Consider the following 16,697-nt stretch of genomic DNA (forward strand, 5'->3'; position numbering starts at 1 on the left):
GTGACCCATCTAGCGCTGCTCTTTTTTGGAGAGATATATGACAAAACAAGTATTCACGAAACGAACCAAACAAACCCTAGCAGGTTTTGTGGTGGCAACGGCCCTAGCTATCGGGGGCTATTATTTTAATCAACCGACGGTAAAAGAAACGACAGATCAGGTTGTTTCGGTGGTGACTAGTAGCCAACAAGAAACACCTAGTAAAGAGTTAGCCAGCTCGGTACTAACGAAATCTGCCCGTTCGCAATTGGGGAATGACTTGGAATGGAATGGCGCTGGAGCCTTTGTAGTTAAGGGGAATCGCACAGATCTGGATGCCAGTGTGGCTAGTCAACCCTATGCGGATAACAAGACAAAAGAAGTCAATGGAAAGACCGTGCCGACGGTTGCGAACGCTATTATGACCAAGGCGACTCGCCAGTACAGAGATCGAGATGCAACAGGTAGTGGCCTAACCGATTGGAAACCAGCAGGTTGGCATCAGGTCCACAATCTGTCCGGTGAGTATGACCATGCTGTGGATCGGGGCCATTTATTGGGCTACGCCTTGATCGGCAATCTCAAAGGTTTCGATGCTTCGACTAGCAATCCCAAAAATATCGCCGTTCAGACATCGTGGTCCAATCAAGCCAATGATCCTCATTCCACTGGCCAAAACTACTACGAGACCCTGGTTCGAAAAGCACTGGATAAGAACAAGCGGATCCGCTATCGGGTGACCTTGATCTACAATCAGCCAGAAGATTTGATTCCATTAGGTTCTCAGATTGAAGCCAAATCGAGTGACGGGACGCTTGAATTCAATGTTTTTGTTCCTAATGTTCAAAGTGGGATTAGCCTGGATTACCAGACAGGCAAAGTAACCGTCCATCAATAAGCTGGAAAGCATGGCTATTTAAGTTATTTTTAAGAATGGGGTGTTACAATTGCATACCTTCTTTAAGAGAAAGGAGAATGTATGAGAACCATCTTTCGATTTTTCAAAGGAATCCTTCGCATGGCTTGGAGTCTTTTTTGGGGATTTTTCTGGACCATTGCCATCAGTTTTCTCGTTTTAGTGGGGATCATCTATTTCACAGATTCTCCTAGTTCTGGTATGGATGGGTTTGGACGAGCTGCCCAAAAGGTTGTCTATCAAGTCGGCAATTTATTTGGAGATCAGGGTTTTGCATCGCGCTTTGGGATGGCACCTAGCTCACAGACCACGCAGACAGACAATCATGAGCATAGCGGTGCTCGCTGGGAAAAAGCGGAAGCCACGGTCTACCTGGATCCCAATATCAGTCAAACTTTTGTAAAAGCTTATCGGGATGCTATTGAGGCTTGGAATCAAACAGGCGCCTTTACCTTCAAGTTGGTTACAAATGAAAAAGAGGCTAATGTGGTCTTGACGGAAATGGATAACGCATCGGTTTCTGCTGCAGGAGAGACTGCTTCTCAGACCAACCTCTTAACCAACCGCTTCACCCACATCACAGTGCGTCTCAATCGCTATTATCTTTTAAATTATGTCTATAACTATAGTTATGATCGGATTGTCAATACAGCTGAGCATGAGCTAGGCCATGCCATTGGGCTGGACCACACTGATGGAGAATCGGTCATGCAACCGGCTGGTTCCTTCTACAGTATTCAGGATACAGATGTGGAAGCAGTCCGACAATTATACAAGGAAGAATAAGTTTTAAAATACTTTCGAAAGTTCTGAGCCTCAAGGGGCTCAGGATTTTTTGATGGCTCGTCTTTCCTTGTTTAATCTGAAAAAAGATAGTAAAATAGGGACATGATTATTTTACAAGCTAACAAAATTGAACGCTCTTTTGCAGGGGAGGTTCTTTTTGATAATATCAGCCTGCAGGTGGATGAACGGGACCGGATTGCCCTGGTCGGAAAGAACGGAGCCGGCAAGTCTACGCTCTTAAAAATCTTGGTGGGAGAAGAAGAGCCAACTTCTGGAGAAATCAATAAAAAACGGGACCTTTCCCTCTCTTATCTCGCTCAAGATAGCCGTTTTGAGTCGTCCAATACCATTTACGATGAGATGCTCCATGTCTTTGACGATCTCAGAAAGACTGAGAAAACCTTGCGGCAGATGGAGCTGGAGATGGGGGAAAAAACTGGAGCTGACTTAGAAAAACTCATGCAGGACTATGACCGTCTATCGGAAGAATTCCGTCAGGCTGGTGGCTTCACCTATGAAGCAGATATCCGTGCTATTCTTAACGGCTTTAAGTTCGATGAGTCCATGTGGCAGATGAAGATTGAAGAGCTGTCTGGTGGGCAAAATACTCGTCTAGCTCTGGCCAAGATGCTCTTGGAAAAACCAAATCTCTTGGTACTGGACGAGCCGACCAACCACTTGGATATTGAGACCATTGCCTGGTTGGAAAACTACCTGGTCAATTATAGTGGGGCCCTTCTCATTGTCAGTCACGACCGCTATTTCCTAGATAAGGTCGCAACCATTACTTTGGATTTGACCAAGCATTCTTTGGACCGCTATGTCGGCAATTACTCTAGCTTTGTCGAGCAAAAAGAGCAAAAATTGTTGACCGAAGCCAAGAACTACGAGAAGCAACAAAAAGAAATAGCTGCTCTCGAAGACTTTGTTAATCGTAATTTGGTGCGGGCTTCGACTACCAAGAGAGCCCAGTCTCGGCGCAAGCAGTTGGAAAAAATGGAGCGCCTAGACAAACCGGAAGCTGGGACCAAGTCCGCCCATATGACCTTCCATTCTGATAAGACATCGGGAAATGTCGTCTTGACTGTAGAAGAGGCAGCCGTCGGCTATGACGATCAAATCCTTTCAGAGCCAATTAATTTGGATATCCGCAAGATGAATGCGGTCGCTATTGTAGGACCAAATGGGATCGGGAAATCTACTCTTATCAAGTCCATCGTCGGGCAGATTCCTTTTATCAAGGGTGAAGCTCGTTTTGGGGCCAATGTCGAGGTGGGCTACTATGACCAGACCCAAAGTAAACTAACGCCTCACAACAGTGTCTTGGATGAGCTCTGGAATGACTTTAAACTGACGCCAGAAGTGGAAATTCGCAATCGCCTGGGAGCCTTTCTTTTCTCTGGGGATGATGTCAAGAAAACCGTCGGCATGCTGTCAGGTGGAGAGCGGGCGCGTCTACTCTTGGCCAAGCTGTCCTTGGAAAACAACAATTTCTTGATTCTCGATGAGCCGACCAACCACTTGGACATCGATAGCAAGGAAGTACTAGAAAATGCCTTGATTGATTTTGATGGGACCCTGCTCTTTGTCAGCCACGACCGCTACTTTATCAATCGGGTAGCGACCCAAGTCTTAGAACTCTCAGAAGAGGGCTCGACCCTTTATCTGGGAGACTATGATTATTATCTGGAGAAAAAAGCAGAGTTAGAGGCCCTTGCTGCAGCGCAAGCAGAAGCTGAGCCTGCTTCTTCAACGGAAGAAGTCACCAGCAATGATTATCACTTGCAAAAGCAAAACCAGAAGGAACTCCGTAAAATCACCCGTCGCATTGAGCAATTGGAAGCAGAGATGGAAGAGCTGGATCAAAAAATCCAAGCCATCACCGAAACCATGCATAGCACCAATGATGCAGAGGATTTGGTCCAACTGCAAAGCGAGCTAGACCAACTGACTATTCAACAGGAAGCTGTCATGGAAGAGTGGGCAGAACTGTCAGAGCAGGTGGAATAGATTGTCTCGTTGAAAAGTTGTTTTAGAAATTTTACAACTGAGAGTATGAATTCTCTATGGTTACAGTCTTTAGGATTCCTGAATAAGGAAGAAGGAAGAAATGAATAAAAATGTATTTAGAAGATCATTAGGGATTTGGTTATTGGCGATAGGGTTACTAGTTTATAGCTATTTCCAGGCAATACCAGGGCTACATTCCCTTGAACCTCCTCAAAAATTGTATAAGCAGGGCTTGGTGTATAGGTCGCAAGATAGTGAGGATATTTTGTCAGTGAAAGTATTGGACATAGATCTAATTCCAGTTAAAACAGATGAGGCCCAATATTATTTAATTAAGCATGACTATGGTGTTACGGCTATGAAGACAACTTTTAATACTGTCTATTCAATGCTTAAAATGAAAGACAGATTTCCTAATCAAGAAAACCCATTAGAATCAAGTGGATTCTATCTAAGTGTTAAAGTGATTCCTGAGGTAGAGAACAGACGAAAAGGTGGCATGAAGATTCATTTGCGTTTTGAATATGAAAATAAGAAATACGACTCGATTCTCTTTAGAAGACATTTATTACGTCTCAAGGATCTTGTGGAATATTTAAATGAAGAATATAACTTAGGATTGAAAGTGGATTTTAGACTCCTAGGGTAATCAACGGAGAGTAAGATGAACAAAAAGATATTTGTTAGGACACTATTTGACTGGTGTGTCGTTGTTGTTTTATCGGTTGTTTGCTATTTTGATATACAGCCAGCAATTCATATGAATACGAACACGGAAGAATTGTATCAGCAAGGCTATATCTACAAGGCAGAGAATACTAAGGATGTATTAGCGATAAAAGTGCTGGATATTGACCCTAACCCGATTAAAAGAAAGAATAATACTTATTATTTAGTCAAACATGAATATGGGGTCACAGCCATGAAGGTCGTCATTAAAGGGAGCGTAAATAAACTACTTGAGGTAAAAGAAGTACTTGCTCCTCAAGAAAATCCTTTGGAATCTTCTGACTTTTATCTTCATGTACAGGTGCTTCCTGAAATTCGCAGGAGAAATAAAAGTTCAGATATCGTCATTATTAGCCAAGAATTTAAGGACATCATTCAAGAGAGATTTAACCAAAGCGACCTTTCGAAAGGAGGGGCTACTGTCGATACGACGCATCTTCTTGATTTGATGGACGACAGAGGGGTAGCTCATTTTCTCGTGGGACCTGTATTGGTGGGACTTGTGGCATTCTTTTTCTTCATCAATACAATCAGAAGAATTTTATATATACGTAGACAGTTCATGCTCTTTAATACATTGTTTCCTGCTTATACGGATCAACCGGAGAAATTAGTGAAAGATGCGGACTATAGTGACAAAAAACTGGAACTTCTTGTGCACCAGGGCGTCCTCGTTTTTTATGGCATGGATTTTGAAATACTGCCAGTAGATGACATTGAAGAAATAAAACTTTTTAGGGTCCATAGAAAAAGTTTTTATCGCTACAAGATGAAGATTATCTTTTATTCAAGTCGCCGGCCTTATGTTTTTGAAATTAATAAAAGTAATATGGAGGCCTACTATCCCTTCATCGCCTATTTAAGAAGTCTTGCACCAATCGTTGTTGAAGATGGATGGAAGATGAATTACAGGTAAAGGGATTGGGGACGATAATCTACAAATAATCCTAAAAAGTGACTCGAGGCAGGTGATGGTGCTTCGAGTCTTTTTCTCATCTAATGTTATGGTTTAGAAAAATGAGAAAGGAGTCATTGATTCTGATGATAAGTGACTATGTAGAAAACCGTTTAAGGCTAATAAAGCAAACAGGCTATATTATTGTGTCTAATAGTTATGATTTGGAATATACCTCACATAAAGCATTTGAAAATCTAACTAGTTAGGATGGAATCATGTCAATTAAACATTAGATATATAAGGCCTATTTCGTTATTATGAGGATTCTTTACAATCTAGAGTTAAAAAACTGTTGAGAAGATTCTGGAATTCTATCTATATAAAAAACACCCCAAAAGTCAGATTTTATCTATATAACTTTTGGGGTGTAGTTCATTCGGTGTTTTTTTAGTTGTTATTTTTTTCTTCTGCTTTAACTTCTTTCTTTTCTTCCTCCAGTTGCTTTTGAGTGCTCTTGAGTTCTTTTTTTAGGGAGAAGCCCTTTGAAAAATTAACCAAGGTCATGACAAATGCACCCAAGAGGACACAGAGCAAGATCAGAATGATCAAGGGCAATTTAAATTGGACCAAGAGGAAATTCACAGTGACTGATTGCATGTTTGCAAGGGAAATACCAGCAATCAATAAAATTAAAAGTAATAAAGCAATGTAGTGTAGATTATTTTTGTTCATCATTATCTCCTTATTGTTCAGTCGGTGCCTTGCTTTTCACATCAGCGTATTCTTCCGGCTGCTCTAGGCTTAGAATCTCCTCATAAGCCGGTAGGGAAAGGTCTTTGCCATATTTATTTTTTAAGGCAGTGCTCACTAGGCGATAGGCCAAATTGGCATTTCGGGACAAGATAGGACCGTGGAAGTAACTCCCAAAGACGTTTTTGTAATGAACGCCTTCGCAACCATCTTCTTTATTGTTCCCATTTCCGTAGACGACCTTGCCCAGCGGTTTTTCATCCTCCGCTAAGAAAGTCCGACCTTGGTGGTTTTCAAAACCATAATAGGTTTCGTTAAATTCTTCGTTATGAATTTTGATATCACCGATATAGCGGTTGTTGACTTGATTGAGCGTATAGTGGCCCATAATACCAAGCCCTTCAATGCGTTTGCCAGAAGCTTCAATGTAGTACTGGCCCAGAAGCTGAAAGCCACCACAGATAGCAAGGATCACACCATCGTCATCAATAAAGCGCTCGAGGTCTTCTTTTTTATCTGGTAGATCTTCTGATACAATGGTCTGTTCGTAGTCTTGACCTCCACCGAAAAAAGCGATATCGTAGGCATCTGGGTCGAACCGGTCTTTGAGAGAGACGATATCCACTGTGACATGGGCTCCAAGTTTTTCCGCAACGTACTTGAGCATGAGGATATTCCCATTGTCCCCGTAGGTATTCATTAAGTTGCCGTAGAGATGGGCAATGCGCAGGCTGTAAGGATACTGTGCCTGATCAGAAGATTCTAGAGAAGTATAAGTCATTAGTGCATCTCCTTTTCAATCAGGTGTTCTTGGGCCAAGAGTTCACGGAACTCTAGCATGGCCGTATAAGTGGCTAAAATGTATGCGTGAGGAGTTTCCTGTTGCTGGATGCGTTGGAAGACCTCTTTTAATTCAGCCATTTCTGTGATCTGATCAGCAGGATAGCCAGTGACCCGAAGTCGCCGAGCAATCTCAGAGTGGCGCACCCCGCCAGCATTGATTTCTGGAATATCCATCTGGGTGATTTGCTCAAAATCTGCATCCCAAATCCAGCTTGTGTCGATTCCATCCGCATAATTCGCATTGAGGAGGACCGACAAGCTAAAGGAATAAGGGGCTAGTTTGATCATTTCAATGGCTTGGGTCGCACCAACTGGATTCTTAATCAGAACCAAGGTACATTCCTTATCCCCAATCTTAAAGGTTTCCTGACGACCAAAGACAGCGCGACTGCGATCAAATCCTTGCTTAATCACTTCAGGTTGAACTCCAAAGAATCCAGCAACGGAAACAGCAGCTAAGGCATTGTAGATGTTGTAGAGACCGCCGATATTGATGTGGTAGTCTTGGCCTTGAATCCGGAATCGGGAAGAGCGCTGGGTTAAAGAGAGGAGGTCTGATACGGCATAAGTCAGAGGAGGCCGGTGGAAACCACAGTGCTCACAGATATAATCCCCAAGATTAGCATAGGTATTGAGCTTGTACTTGAGGATGTTGTGGCAATGCGGACAGAGGATTCCTTCCGTATTGTAATGAGCTAGTTGTGGCTCTGATTTGTCAGTATCAAATCCATAATACTGGATTGGATTGGACAAGGTTTGACTATTAAAGAGCGGACTATCACCATTTAACAAGACTGTTGCAGTTGGGACCTTGTGAATGGCATCCAAAATCATTTGGTAGGTCGTATAGATCTCTCCATAGCGGTCCATCTGGTCCCGGAAAATATTAGTGACCACAAAAAGGCTGGGCTGGATGTAATCACAAATCCGAGAGAGGCTGGCCTCGTCAATTTCAAGTACCGCGATCGGTCGATTTGATTTCGACTTGTTGGCCCGTAAGAAGGTCGTTGTAATCCCAGAGATCATATTGGCCCCACTTGGATTGGTCAAAATAGGTCCAAAAGCTTCTTGGAGAATACCTACTGTTAGCGCAGTGGTCAGGGTTTTTCCATTTGTCCCTGTAATCACAACAATCTCATAGTTTTTTGCCAGTTGACTGAGAATATCTTTATCAAATTTGAGGGCTACTTTACCTGGTAGGGTTGATCCCCGCCCCATCTTTTCTAGAATAGAGCCGGAAAGCTTTCCTGCCAGAAGGCCCAAGGTTGTATTTATCTTCATAAATCATATTTTATCATAAAAAGCATGAGAAGGTTACAGAAAAATCTGTTGAAACGTGTTATAATAGGATGATGTCTTTTAGAGAAGTGGTAGGTATGAGAATATGAATATTCAACAGTTTTCAAATCCACAATTTTGGACCAGTTTGTTCCCAAATTGGTGGAGTGTTATTATCAATATCATCGATATTGCCCTGGTGGCTTGGTTGTTGTATTTTTTGATCAAGGCTATCGTCGGGACCAAGATCATGATTTTGGTTCGTGGAGTTATTATCTTTTTCTTGGTGCAGTTTTTAGCCAATTTCTTAGGTCTCACGACTATTTCATGGCTGATCAATCAAGTGATTACCTATGGGGTTATCGCCCTGGTTGTGATTTTCTCCCCTGAGATTCGGATTGGTTTAGAACGTCTGGGTCGAGCGACAGAATTCTTTACGACGAGTGAAGTCAGTCAGGAAGAGAAGATGGTGCAGGCCTATGTCAAGGCAGTAGCTTATATGAGCCCACGTAAGATTGGTGCCTTGGTAGCCATTCAAGGAGCCAGAACCCTTCAGGAATATATTTCCACAGGGATTCCTCTAGATGCAGAAATTTCAGGAGAATTGCTGATTAATATCTTCATTCCTAATACTCCTTTACACGATGGTGCCGTCATTGTCCGCAATGATAAAATAGCTGTTTCTTGTGCCTACCTGCCCTTGACCGAAAACACTGGAATTTCAAAAGAGTTTGGAACACGTCACCGCGCAGCCATTGGTTTATCTGAAGTTTCGGATGCCTTTACCTTTGTGGTATCAGAAGAAACGGGTGGGATCTCTGTGACTTATAATGGAACCTTCCTTCACGATTTAACCTTAAAAGAGTTTGAGGCAGAATTGAGAGCCTTCTTGGTTCCTGAAGAGAATAAAACGACTAGTTGGAAAGAGCGTCTATTTGGGAGGGTCACAAAATGAGATCTAAAAAAGAATTTCTTTATGTTTTCTCTTCCGTCTTATTGTCCTTTATCTTGTTTATCAATGCGTCTTCCTTTAATTTTCAAAATAATAGTAGCGCAAGACAAGTGAGTTCAGAGACCTACACCAATACCTTGACCAATATTCCAATTGATGCCAAGTACAATGACAAGACATACTTTGTCAGTGGGTTAACATCAGAGGTAACGGTCTTTCTAAAGGGTTCAAACCGGGTCGCTCTAGCAAGCGAAATGCAACCGGGAACGCGAAAATTTCGCGTGGTAGCGGATCTTCGTAAGGCCAAGGAAGGTACCGTCGAAGTACCGTTGATTGTAGAAGATCTTCCGGCCGGTTTGACAGCAACTGTAGAGCCTCAGAAAGTTTCAGTAAAAATCGGGAAGAAAGCGAAAAAATCATTTGCTGTCAGGGCTACGATCCCGGACAATCAAATTGTGGATGGGATAACAGTAACGGATATTTCTCTTGAAACCACCAAGGTAGAAGTGACCAGCGATCAAGAAACCTTGAGTCGCATTGATCATGTCGAAGCTGTCTTCCCATCCAGTGAGATCATCAGTGGAAATTATAGTGGAACTCTTTCATTAAATCCGGTAGATGCTCAAGGAGATGGTCTACCAGGTCTGGTGAATCCGAGTGAAACACGGATTCAAGTGACCACAAAGAGTAGTTCGTCTACGTCAAGCTCAAGCAGTTCGTCGTCGACCTCCTCCAGTTCAAGTAATTAGAAAGTAAAAAAGGTAATAAAGAATGGGTAAATATTTTGGAACGGACGGTGTCCGTGGAGAAGCAAATGTAGAATTAACGCCAGAATTGGCCTTTAAATTAGGTCGCTTCGGTGGCTATGTGTTGAGCCAACATGAAGAAGAAACACCTTTGGTATTTGTTGGGCGTGATACGCGTATTTCTGGTGAAATGCTGGAGCATGCCTTAATTGCAGGGCTCCTATCTGTTGGAATTCGCGTCTACAAGTTGGGTGTGATTGCAACACCAGGTGTTGCTTATCTAGTTCGTACGGAAAAAGCCAGCGCTGGGGTTATGATTTCTGCTAGCCACAATCCAGCCTTGGACAATGGCATCAAATTCTTTGGTGGTGATGGTTTCAAATTGGATGATGATCGGGAGCTTGAAATTGAAGCTCTGCTTGATGCTGCTGAAGATACCCTTCCACGTCCAAGTGCGCAAGGTTTAGGAACGGTTATGGAATATCCAGAAGGCTTGCGTAAGTATCAAGAATTCCTTGTATCGACAGGGGTCCAACTCGAGGGCATACACGTAGTCTTAGATACAGCAAATGGTGCAGCCTCAACAAGTGCCCGTCAAATCTTTGCAGATTTGGGAGCTCAATTGACCGTCATCGGTGAAAACCCAGATGGTTTGAACATCAATGATGGGGTTGGCTCTACTCACCCAGAACATTTGCAAGAGAAAGTAAAAGAAGTTGGCGCAGCGATTGGTCTTGCCTTTGACGGAGACAGCGATCGCTTAATTGCAGTGGATGAAAATGGAGAGATCGTAGACGGCGATAAGATCATGTACATCATCGGTTCGTATCTTTCAAGCAAGGGCTTGCTCGAGAAAAATACGATCGTCACGACCGTCATGTCCAATCTCGGATTCCACAAGGCATTAGATGCGAAGGGAATTCAAAAAGAAATTACAGCTGTTGGAGACCGCTATGTCGTCGAAGAAATGCGCAAGTCTGGTTACAACCTTGGTGGTGAGCAATCTGGTCACGTAGTCATCATGGATTACAACACAACTGGTGATGGCCAATTAACAGGTGTACAATTGACAAAAATCATGCAAGAAACCGGCAAGAAATTATCTGAATTGGCTGCAGAAGTGACCATTTATCCGCAAAAACTGGTCAATATCCGGGTTGAAAATAGCATGAAAGACAAGGCGATGGAAGTGCCTGCTATTCGTGAAATCATTGAAAAAATGGAAGCGGAAATGGCAGGAAATGGACGTATTTTGGTACGTCCAAGTGGAACTGAACCCCTCCTTCGAGTGATGGCAGAAGCACCAACCAATGAAGAAGTGGACTACTATGTGGATACCATTGCTGCAGTTGTCCAAGCAGAAATTGGACTCTAAAAATGAATGTGTCTAGGTGTGAGTTTTTTGTGTTCAAAAGTCGGGTTTATAGATGGACCATACCTATTAGTCCAGTGTACGAGCTTTAATACCTTCTGTTCATGGAAAGGTACACCTCTTGGCACAAAGAGATCAGACTCATGTCTGGTCTTTTTGTGTAGGCTCGATTTGAAAAATCCTCTCATTCGTGGTAAAATAGGGCTACTAATGAATTTAATGTAATCGAGGTATTTAGAAGTGGCTTTTGGAGATAACGGAAAACGTAAAAAAACACCATTTGAAATGATTACGATGGTCGTCATTGTGATTATGTTGATTGTCACCGTTGGTGCAATCTTTGCAACTGCAATTGGTGCTCTTTCTTATTAAGATGCAAGCAGGAATAAAGGAAATCATCTATTTATGAGTATGTTTTTAGATACAGCCAAGATAAAGGTCAAGGCTGGAAATGGCGGCGATGGCATGGTGGCCTTTCGTCGTGAAAAATATGTCCCCAATGGCGGACCTTGGGGGGGTGATGGAGGACGTGGTGGCAATGTCATCTTCCTAGTAGACGAAGGCTTGCGTACTCTAATGGACTTCCGTTATAACCGGCATTTCAAAGCCCAAAATGGGGAAAAAGGAATGACCAAAGGGATGCACGGACGTGGGGCAGAAGATCTCTATGTACGAGTTCCTCAAGGAACGACCGTCCGAGATGCTGAGACTGGCAAGGTCATCACTGATCTAGTTGAAAATGGACAAGAGTACATTGTCGCACACGGTGGCCGTGGCGGACGTGGAAACATTCGTTTTGCTACTCCAAAGAATCCAGCTCCAGAGATTTCTGAGAATGGGGAACCTGGTCAGGAACGCGAACTCGAATTAGAACTCAAGGTCTTGGCAGACGTTGGTTTGGTTGGCTTCCCTTCTGTTGGGAAATCAACCCTTCTTAGTGTCATCACTTCAGCTAAACCAAAGATTGGAGCTTATCATTTCACAACCATCGTTCCAAATTTGGGCATGGTTCGGACGCCATCAGGTGAATCCTTTGCAGTCGCAGACCTTCCTGGATTGATCGAAGGAGCTAGCCAAGGTGTTGGACTAGGAACCCAGTTCCTTCGCCACATCGAGCGCACCCGGGTTATCTTGCATGTTATTGATATGTCAGCCAGTGAAGGACGGGACCCTTATGAAGATTATGTTCAAATTAATAAAGAGCTTGAAACCTATAATCTTCGTTTGATGGAACGTCCTCAAATTATCGTGGCAAATAAGATGGATATGCCAGAGAGCCAAGAAAACTTGAAAGAATTCAAGAAGAAATTGGCAGCCAATTACGATGAGTTTGATGAATTGCCACAGATCTTCCCAATCTCTAGTTTGGCGCATCAAGGTTTGGACAATTTGTTAGAAGCAACAGCAGAATTGTTAGACAAAACGCCAGAATTCCTCTTGTATTCAGAAGATGAAATGGCACAAGAAGAAGTATACTACGGCTTTGATGAAGACCAGCCAGCCTTTGACATTAGTCGGGATGACGATGCCGCTTGGGTCTTGTCTGGTGAAAAACTTGAAAAACTCTTTAATATGACGAATTTCGATCGTGATGAAGCGGTCATGAAATTTGCTCGTCAATTGCGTGGCATGGGGGTTGATGAAGCTCTCCGTGCGCGTGGGGCAAAAGATGGCGATATCGTTCGGATCGGTAAATTTGAATTTGAATTTGTAGATTAAGTGTGATCCTTGTGGATCAAGGATTCCAAATAAGAAGTGAGGCTTTTTCAGTGGGAGATAAACCAATATCTTTTCGAGATGAAAATGGAAATTTTGTTTCAGCAGCCGATGTTTGGAATGCTGAAAAACTAGAAGAACTCTTTAATACTCTAAATCCTAAGCGCAAATTGCGCTTACAAAGGGAAAAATTAGCAAAAGAAAACCAGCAGAAGTAAATAGACTTGGAGAACACTATGGCAAAAACAATTCATACAGATAAAGCACCCGCAGCAATCGGACCTTATGTTCAAGGGAAAATCGTAGGCAATCTTCTCTTTGCAAGTGGACAAGTTCCCTTGTCACCTGAAACAGGCGAAATCATTGGCGAAACCATCCAAGAACAAACAGAGCAAGTCTTAAAGAATATTGGGGCTATTTTGGAAGAGGCTGGGACAGACTTTGACCATGTGGTGAAAACCACTTGTTTCTTAAGTGATATGAATGACTTTGTACCTTTTAATGAGGTCTATAAAACAGTCTTTACTACAGAGTTTCCAGCTCGTTCTGCTGTTGAAGTAGCACGCCTGCCACGTGATGTGAAGGTAGAAATTGAAGTTATTGCGGAAATCAAGGCCTAATAACCATTCAAAGACAAAAAGACAGAGTGGAGAGCAGGAAACTGTAGGCCACTCTGTTTTATTTATGGGAGGAAAAAATGACAGAAAGTAAGATTCAACTGGTCATGGTAACAGGGATGAGCGGTGCTGGTAAGACCGTCGCCATCCAATCGTTTGAGGATTTGGGTTACTTTACCATCGACAATATGCCACCGGCGCTCTTGCTGAAATTTATTGAGCTCATGCGCCACAGCCCAGATAACAGTAAATTGGCGATCGTAGTAGATATGAGGAGCCGTTCATTTTTCAATGAAATCCGTACCGTCTTGGATGAATTGGATAACCAAGAAGATCTAGATTTTAAGGTCTTGTTCTTAGATGCTACTGACAGTGAGTTGGTAGCACGATACAAAGAAACTCGTCGTAGCCACCCACTAGCAGCAGATGGTCGTGTTTTAGATGGGATTACCTTAGAGAGAGAACTCCTGTCTCCATTAAAAAATATTAGTCAAAATGTAGTGGATACCACTGAATTGACGCCTCGTAATTTAAGAAAAACCATAGCAGAACAATTTGCCAGTCAAGACAATCAGCCAGATTTTCGGGTTGAGGTCATGTCATTTGGCTTTAAATATGGCCTTCCGATCGACGCTGACCTCGTGTTTGACGTGCGTTTTCTTCCAAATCCTTACTATAAATTGGAGTTGAGGAATTTAACTGGTCAAGATCCAGCTGTCTATGATTATGTTATGGACCACCCTGAATCAGAAGACTTTTACCGTCATCTCCATGACTTGATTGTTCCTATTTTACCGTCTTATAAACGCGAGGGTAAATCCGTTCTCACCATCGCAATGGGCTGTACCGGTGGACAACACCGTTCGGTAGCCTTTGCAGAGCGCTTGGCTCATGATTTAGAAAGTCATTGGCAGGTCAATTGCAGTCATAGAGACAAGGACAGACGGAAAGAAACGGTGAATCGCTCATGAGAAAACCTAAAGTAACTGTTATTGGAGGAGGAACAGGGATTTCTGTTATTCTCGATAGTCTGAGAAAGAAACCAGTCGATATCACTGCTATTGTAACCGTTGCCGATGATGGCGGGAGTTCAGGTGAATTGCGGAAGAACATCCAAAAATTGACACCACCTGGGGATCTTCGAAATGTGCTGGTTGCCATGTCAGATATGCCTCGTTTTTATGAGAAGGTCTTTCAATACCGCTTTGCAGACGATGATGGCCCTTTGGCCGGACACCCTTTGGGAAACTTGATCATTGCAGGAATTTCAGAGATGCAAGGCTCGACCTATAATGCCATGCAGTTGTTAACCAAGTTCTTTCATACGACCGGCAAGATCTATCCTTCCAGTGATAGTCCCTTGACTCTTCATGCCGTCTTTCAAGATGGAAAAGAAGTGGTAGGAGAAAGCCACATTGCCAACTACACCGGCATGATTGATCATGTCTATGTGACCAATACCTTTGATAAAGAGCGTCCAAAGGCTAGTAAAAAAGTGGTGGAAGCTATTCTTGAAAGTGATATGGTCGTCTTGGGTCCTGGCTCTCTCTTTACCTCGATTCTTCCTAATTTGATGATTGACGAGATTGGATCAGCCATCCTTGAAACCAAAGCTCAGATATCCTATGTTTGCAACATTATGACCCAAAGAGGAGAAACCGAGCATTTTACAGATAGTGACCACGTTTCTGTGCTCCATAAACACTTGGGAGAAAAGTTCATCGATACTGTCCTTGTCAATATTAATCAGGTTCCTGCAGCTTATATGAACAGCAATAAATTTGATGAATACTTGGTGCAGGTAGAGCACGATTTTAAGGGCCTCCACTCGCAAGTTCCCCAAGTGATTTCTTCGGATTTCTTGAAGCTGGTCAATGGAGGAGCCTTTCATGATGGTGAAAAAGTAGTCGAAGAGCTGATGCGGATTGTGCAGGTGAGAAAATGAGTTTTACGGTTCGTGTCAAAGAAGAATTATTGTCTCTCAAGCGATTTGAAAAAAGTGAATTGGCTGCCATTATCAAGATGTCTGGAAGTCTTGGGATTTCAATGGGGGGCTTGACGCTTTCGGTAACGACAGAAAATGCCAAGATCGCTCGTCATATCTATGAATTGTTGCATCATTTCTATGAGGCAAAATCAGATATTCGCCACCACCAAAAAACTAACTTAAAAAAAAATCGTGTCTACACAGTATTCTTGGATGAGAAGGTGGAAGAGATTCTAGCTGACTTGCATTTGGCAGATGCCTTCTTTGGGATTGAGACAGGCATTGATGCCAGTGTTTTAGAAGATGAAGCAGCTAGTCGTGCTTATCTTCGGGGTGCTTTTCTGTCGAGCGGTTCGATTAAAGATCCTGAAAAAGGGAAGTACCAGCTGGAAATTCATTCTGTTTATACAGACCACGCGGAAGGAATTGCCCTTCTTATGCAAGGATTTTTACTAGATGCAAAAACCATCGAGCGTAAAAAGGGTGTCGTAACCTATTTGCAAAGAGCGGAAGATATTATTGATTTTCTAATTGTGGTAGAGGCCATGCAAGCCATGCAGGAATTTGAGTCCATCAAGGTCATGAGAGAGACGCGCAATGACCTCAATCGGGCCAATAATGCCGAAATGGCCAATATCCAGCGCACAGTCACAGCCAGTATGAAAACCATAAATAATATCAGCAAAATTGTGGATACGGTCGGTCTAGGGAGTTTACCAAGCGACCTGCAAGAAGTTGCCTATATCCGGATGAATCATCCAGATTATTCCATCCAGCAGATCGCAGATAGTTTGCAACAACCTATTTCAAAAAGCGGTGTCAATCACCGCTTGCGTAAGATCAATAAGATAGCAGACGATTTAGACAAATAAAAAAGGCCAAAGGCCTTTCATAATGAGGATAAAATCTTTTTAAAAACTTTCCTTAGGTGAGTACGGACGTCAGCGAACTTCATAGAAGTTCCATGACTTAGTTTTGAGCCTAATGTCTTAAAACACCCGAGTGTCTGAAACGTATTGTTTCAGGCACTTTTCTCACAGCGGAAAGTTTTTTTATTTTCTTGACTTGTTCTAAAAATAGGGACTCATTTTTACTTCTTTGCAGAATCAATTAACTTA

18 protein-coding genes are annotated in these 16,697 nt (G+C 42.7%); 15 read left to right on the forward strand and 3 right to left on the reverse strand.

Annotated elements, in window-relative coordinates; translation table 11 throughout:
- The first annotated feature begins 37 nt into the window (after positions 1-37).
- The 5 genes from O3602_RS03790 (at position 38) to O3602_RS03810 (ending at position 5,336) form a co-directional block, all read left to right on the forward strand.
- Entirely contained in the window at positions 38-877 is an 840-nt protein-coding gene (locus O3602_RS03790) for a DNA/RNA non-specific endonuclease (protein ID WP_003012220.1), read from the forward strand.
- An 81-nt stretch (positions 878-958) separates the two neighbouring features.
- Complete coding sequence (locus O3602_RS03795; RefSeq protein ID WP_003011972.1) at positions 959-1,681, forward strand: M57 family metalloprotease; 723 nt, start codon at positions 959-961, stop codon at positions 1,679-1,681.
- Between the two features lie 102 nt (positions 1,682-1,783).
- Positions 1,784-3,691 (forward strand): ABC-F family ATP-binding cassette domain-containing protein, encoded by a 1,908-nt coding sequence (locus tag O3602_RS03800; protein ID WP_371611170.1) that lies wholly within the window; start codon positions 1,784-1,786, stop codon positions 3,689-3,691.
- Positions 3,692-3,791: 100 nt separating this feature from the next.
- Positions 3,792-4,340: a hypothetical protein gene (locus tag O3602_RS03805; protein ID WP_371611171.1), complete on the forward strand. Its 549-nt coding sequence runs from the start codon at positions 3,792-3,794 to the stop codon at positions 4,338-4,340.
- A 15-nt stretch (positions 4,341-4,355) separates the two neighbouring features.
- A complete protein-coding gene (locus O3602_RS03810) occupies positions 4,356-5,336 on the forward strand; it encodes a hypothetical protein (protein WP_371611172.1) in 981 nt (326 codons plus the stop codon).
- A gap of 429 nt (positions 5,337-5,765) precedes the next feature.
- Here O3602_RS03810 and O3602_RS03815 read toward each other — a convergent pair whose 3' ends face one another.
- From O3602_RS03815 to murT, 3 genes are read right to left on the reverse strand one after another with little or no spacing between them, the layout of a single operon-like run.
- Positions 5,766-6,050, reverse strand: a complete 285-nt coding sequence (locus tag O3602_RS03815; protein WP_195623104.1) for a lipopolysaccharide assembly protein LapA domain-containing protein — start codon at positions 6,048-6,050, stop codon at positions 5,766-5,768.
- Positions 6,051-6,060: 10 nt separating this feature from the next.
- Positions 6,061-6,849 (reverse strand): lipid II isoglutaminyl synthase subunit GatD, encoded by a 789-nt coding sequence (gatD, locus tag O3602_RS03820; RefSeq protein ID WP_003011819.1) that lies wholly within the window; start codon positions 6,847-6,849, stop codon positions 6,061-6,063.
- Positions 6,849-8,192, reverse strand: a complete 1,344-nt coding sequence (gene murT, locus O3602_RS03825) for a lipid II isoglutaminyl synthase subunit MurT (RefSeq protein WP_371611173.1) — start codon at positions 8,190-8,192, stop codon at positions 6,849-6,851. The genes gatD and murT overlap by 1 nt, the downstream gene beginning before the upstream one ends.
- Positions 8,193-8,295: 103 nt before the next feature.
- Between murT and cdaA the strand changes: the two genes are divergently transcribed.
- The 10 genes from cdaA to whiA all read left to right on the forward strand — a co-directional run bounded on the left by cdaA (position 8,296) and on the right by whiA (position 16,451).
- Positions 8,296-9,144 carry a diadenylate cyclase CdaA gene (cdaA, locus tag O3602_RS03830; protein WP_371611174.1) on the forward strand — a complete coding sequence of 283 codons (849 nt, stop codon included), beginning with the start codon at positions 8,296-8,298 and terminating at the stop codon, positions 9,142-9,144.
- A complete protein-coding gene (locus O3602_RS03835; RefSeq protein ID WP_003011645.1) occupies positions 9,141-9,890 on the forward strand; it encodes a YbbR-like domain-containing protein in 750 nt (249 codons plus the stop codon). Before cdaA ends, O3602_RS03835 begins: the two co-directional genes overlap by 4 nt.
- A 22-nt stretch (positions 9,891-9,912) precedes the next feature.
- Positions 9,913-11,262, forward strand: coding sequence for a phosphoglucosamine mutase (gene glmM / locus O3602_RS03840; protein WP_003012105.1), 1,350 nt, complete (start codon positions 9,913-9,915; stop codon positions 11,260-11,262).
- Between the two features lie 237 nt (positions 11,263-11,499).
- The gene (locus O3602_RS03845; RefSeq protein ID WP_003011566.1) at positions 11,500-11,631 is read left to right on the forward strand and encodes a DUF4044 domain-containing protein; all 132 of its coding nucleotides are present in this window, start codon (positions 11,500-11,502) and stop codon (positions 11,629-11,631) included.
- A 33-nt stretch (positions 11,632-11,664) separates the two neighbouring features.
- A complete protein-coding gene (gene obgE, locus O3602_RS03850) occupies positions 11,665-12,978 on the forward strand; it encodes a GTPase ObgE (protein ID WP_003011788.1) in 1,314 nt (437 codons plus the stop codon).
- 11 nt (positions 12,979-12,989) lie between these two features.
- A complete protein-coding gene (locus O3602_RS03855; protein WP_061455439.1) occupies positions 12,990-13,193 on the forward strand; it encodes a hypothetical protein in 204 nt (67 codons plus the stop codon).
- An 18-nt stretch (positions 13,194-13,211) separates the two neighbouring features.
- Positions 13,212-13,595, forward strand: a complete 384-nt coding sequence (locus O3602_RS03860; RefSeq protein ID WP_003006514.1) for a RidA family protein — start codon at positions 13,212-13,214, stop codon at positions 13,593-13,595.
- Between the two features lie 77 nt (positions 13,596-13,672).
- On the forward strand, positions 13,673-14,563 hold the full coding sequence (rapZ, locus tag O3602_RS03865) for an RNase adapter RapZ (protein ID WP_004219661.1): 891 nt from the start codon (positions 13,673-13,675) through the stop codon (positions 14,561-14,563).
- Positions 14,560-15,537 (forward strand): YvcK family protein, encoded by a 978-nt coding sequence (locus O3602_RS03870; protein WP_371611175.1) that lies wholly within the window; start codon positions 14,560-14,562, stop codon positions 15,535-15,537. Before rapZ ends, O3602_RS03870 begins: the two co-directional genes overlap by 4 nt.
- The gene (whiA, locus tag O3602_RS03875) at positions 15,534-16,451 is read left to right on the forward strand and encodes a DNA-binding protein WhiA (protein ID WP_049474808.1); all 918 of its coding nucleotides are present in this window, start codon (positions 15,534-15,536) and stop codon (positions 16,449-16,451) included. The genes O3602_RS03870 and whiA overlap by 4 nt, the downstream gene beginning before the upstream one ends.
- Positions 16,452-16,697 lie beyond the last annotated feature (246 nt).

This window comes from Streptococcus sp. 27098_8_186 (assembly GCF_041432055.1).
Lineage (GTDB): Bacteria > Bacillota > Bacilli > Lactobacillales > Streptococcaceae > Streptococcus > Streptococcus dentalis.

Coding starts and splice junctions, on each gene's coding strand:
- O3602_RS03790 (WP_003012220.1), top strand. CDS start 38: ATGACAAAACAAGTATTCACGAAACGAACCAAACAAACCCTAGCAGGT.
- O3602_RS03795 (WP_003011972.1), top strand. CDS start 959: ATGAGAACCATCTTTCGATTTTTCAAAGGAATCCTTCGCATGGCTTGG.
- O3602_RS03800 (WP_371611170.1), top strand. CDS start 1,784: ATGATTATTTTACAAGCTAACAAAATTGAACGCTCTTTTGCAGGGGAG.
- O3602_RS03805 (WP_371611171.1), top strand. CDS start 3,792: ATGAATAAAAATGTATTTAGAAGATCATTAGGGATTTGGTTATTGGCG.
- O3602_RS03810 (WP_371611172.1), top strand. CDS start 4,356: ATGAACAAAAAGATATTTGTTAGGACACTATTTGACTGGTGTGTCGTT.
- O3602_RS03815 (WP_195623104.1), bottom strand. CDS start 6,050: ATGAACAAAAATAATCTACACTACATTGCTTTATTACTTTTAATTTTA.
- gatD (WP_003011819.1), bottom strand. CDS start 6,849: ATGACTTATACTTCTCTAGAATCTTCTGATCAGGCACAGTATCCTTAC.
- murT (WP_371611173.1), bottom strand. CDS start 8,192: ATGAAGATAAATACAACCTTGGGCCTTCTGGCAGGAAAGCTTTCCGGC.
- cdaA (WP_371611174.1), top strand. CDS start 8,296: ATGAATATTCAACAGTTTTCAAATCCACAATTTTGGACCAGTTTGTTC.
- O3602_RS03835 (WP_003011645.1), top strand. CDS start 9,141: ATGAGATCTAAAAAAGAATTTCTTTATGTTTTCTCTTCCGTCTTATTG.
- glmM (WP_003012105.1), top strand. CDS start 9,913: ATGGGTAAATATTTTGGAACGGACGGTGTCCGTGGAGAAGCAAATGTA.
- obgE (WP_003011788.1), top strand. CDS start 11,665: ATGAGTATGTTTTTAGATACAGCCAAGATAAAGGTCAAGGCTGGAAAT.
- O3602_RS03860 (WP_003006514.1), top strand. CDS start 13,212: ATGGCAAAAACAATTCATACAGATAAAGCACCCGCAGCAATCGGACCT.
- rapZ (WP_004219661.1), top strand. CDS start 13,673: ATGACAGAAAGTAAGATTCAACTGGTCATGGTAACAGGGATGAGCGGT.
- O3602_RS03870 (WP_371611175.1), top strand. CDS start 14,560: ATGAGAAAACCTAAAGTAACTGTTATTGGAGGAGGAACAGGGATTTCT.
- whiA (WP_049474808.1), top strand. CDS start 15,534: ATGAGTTTTACGGTTCGTGTCAAAGAAGAATTATTGTCTCTCAAGCGA.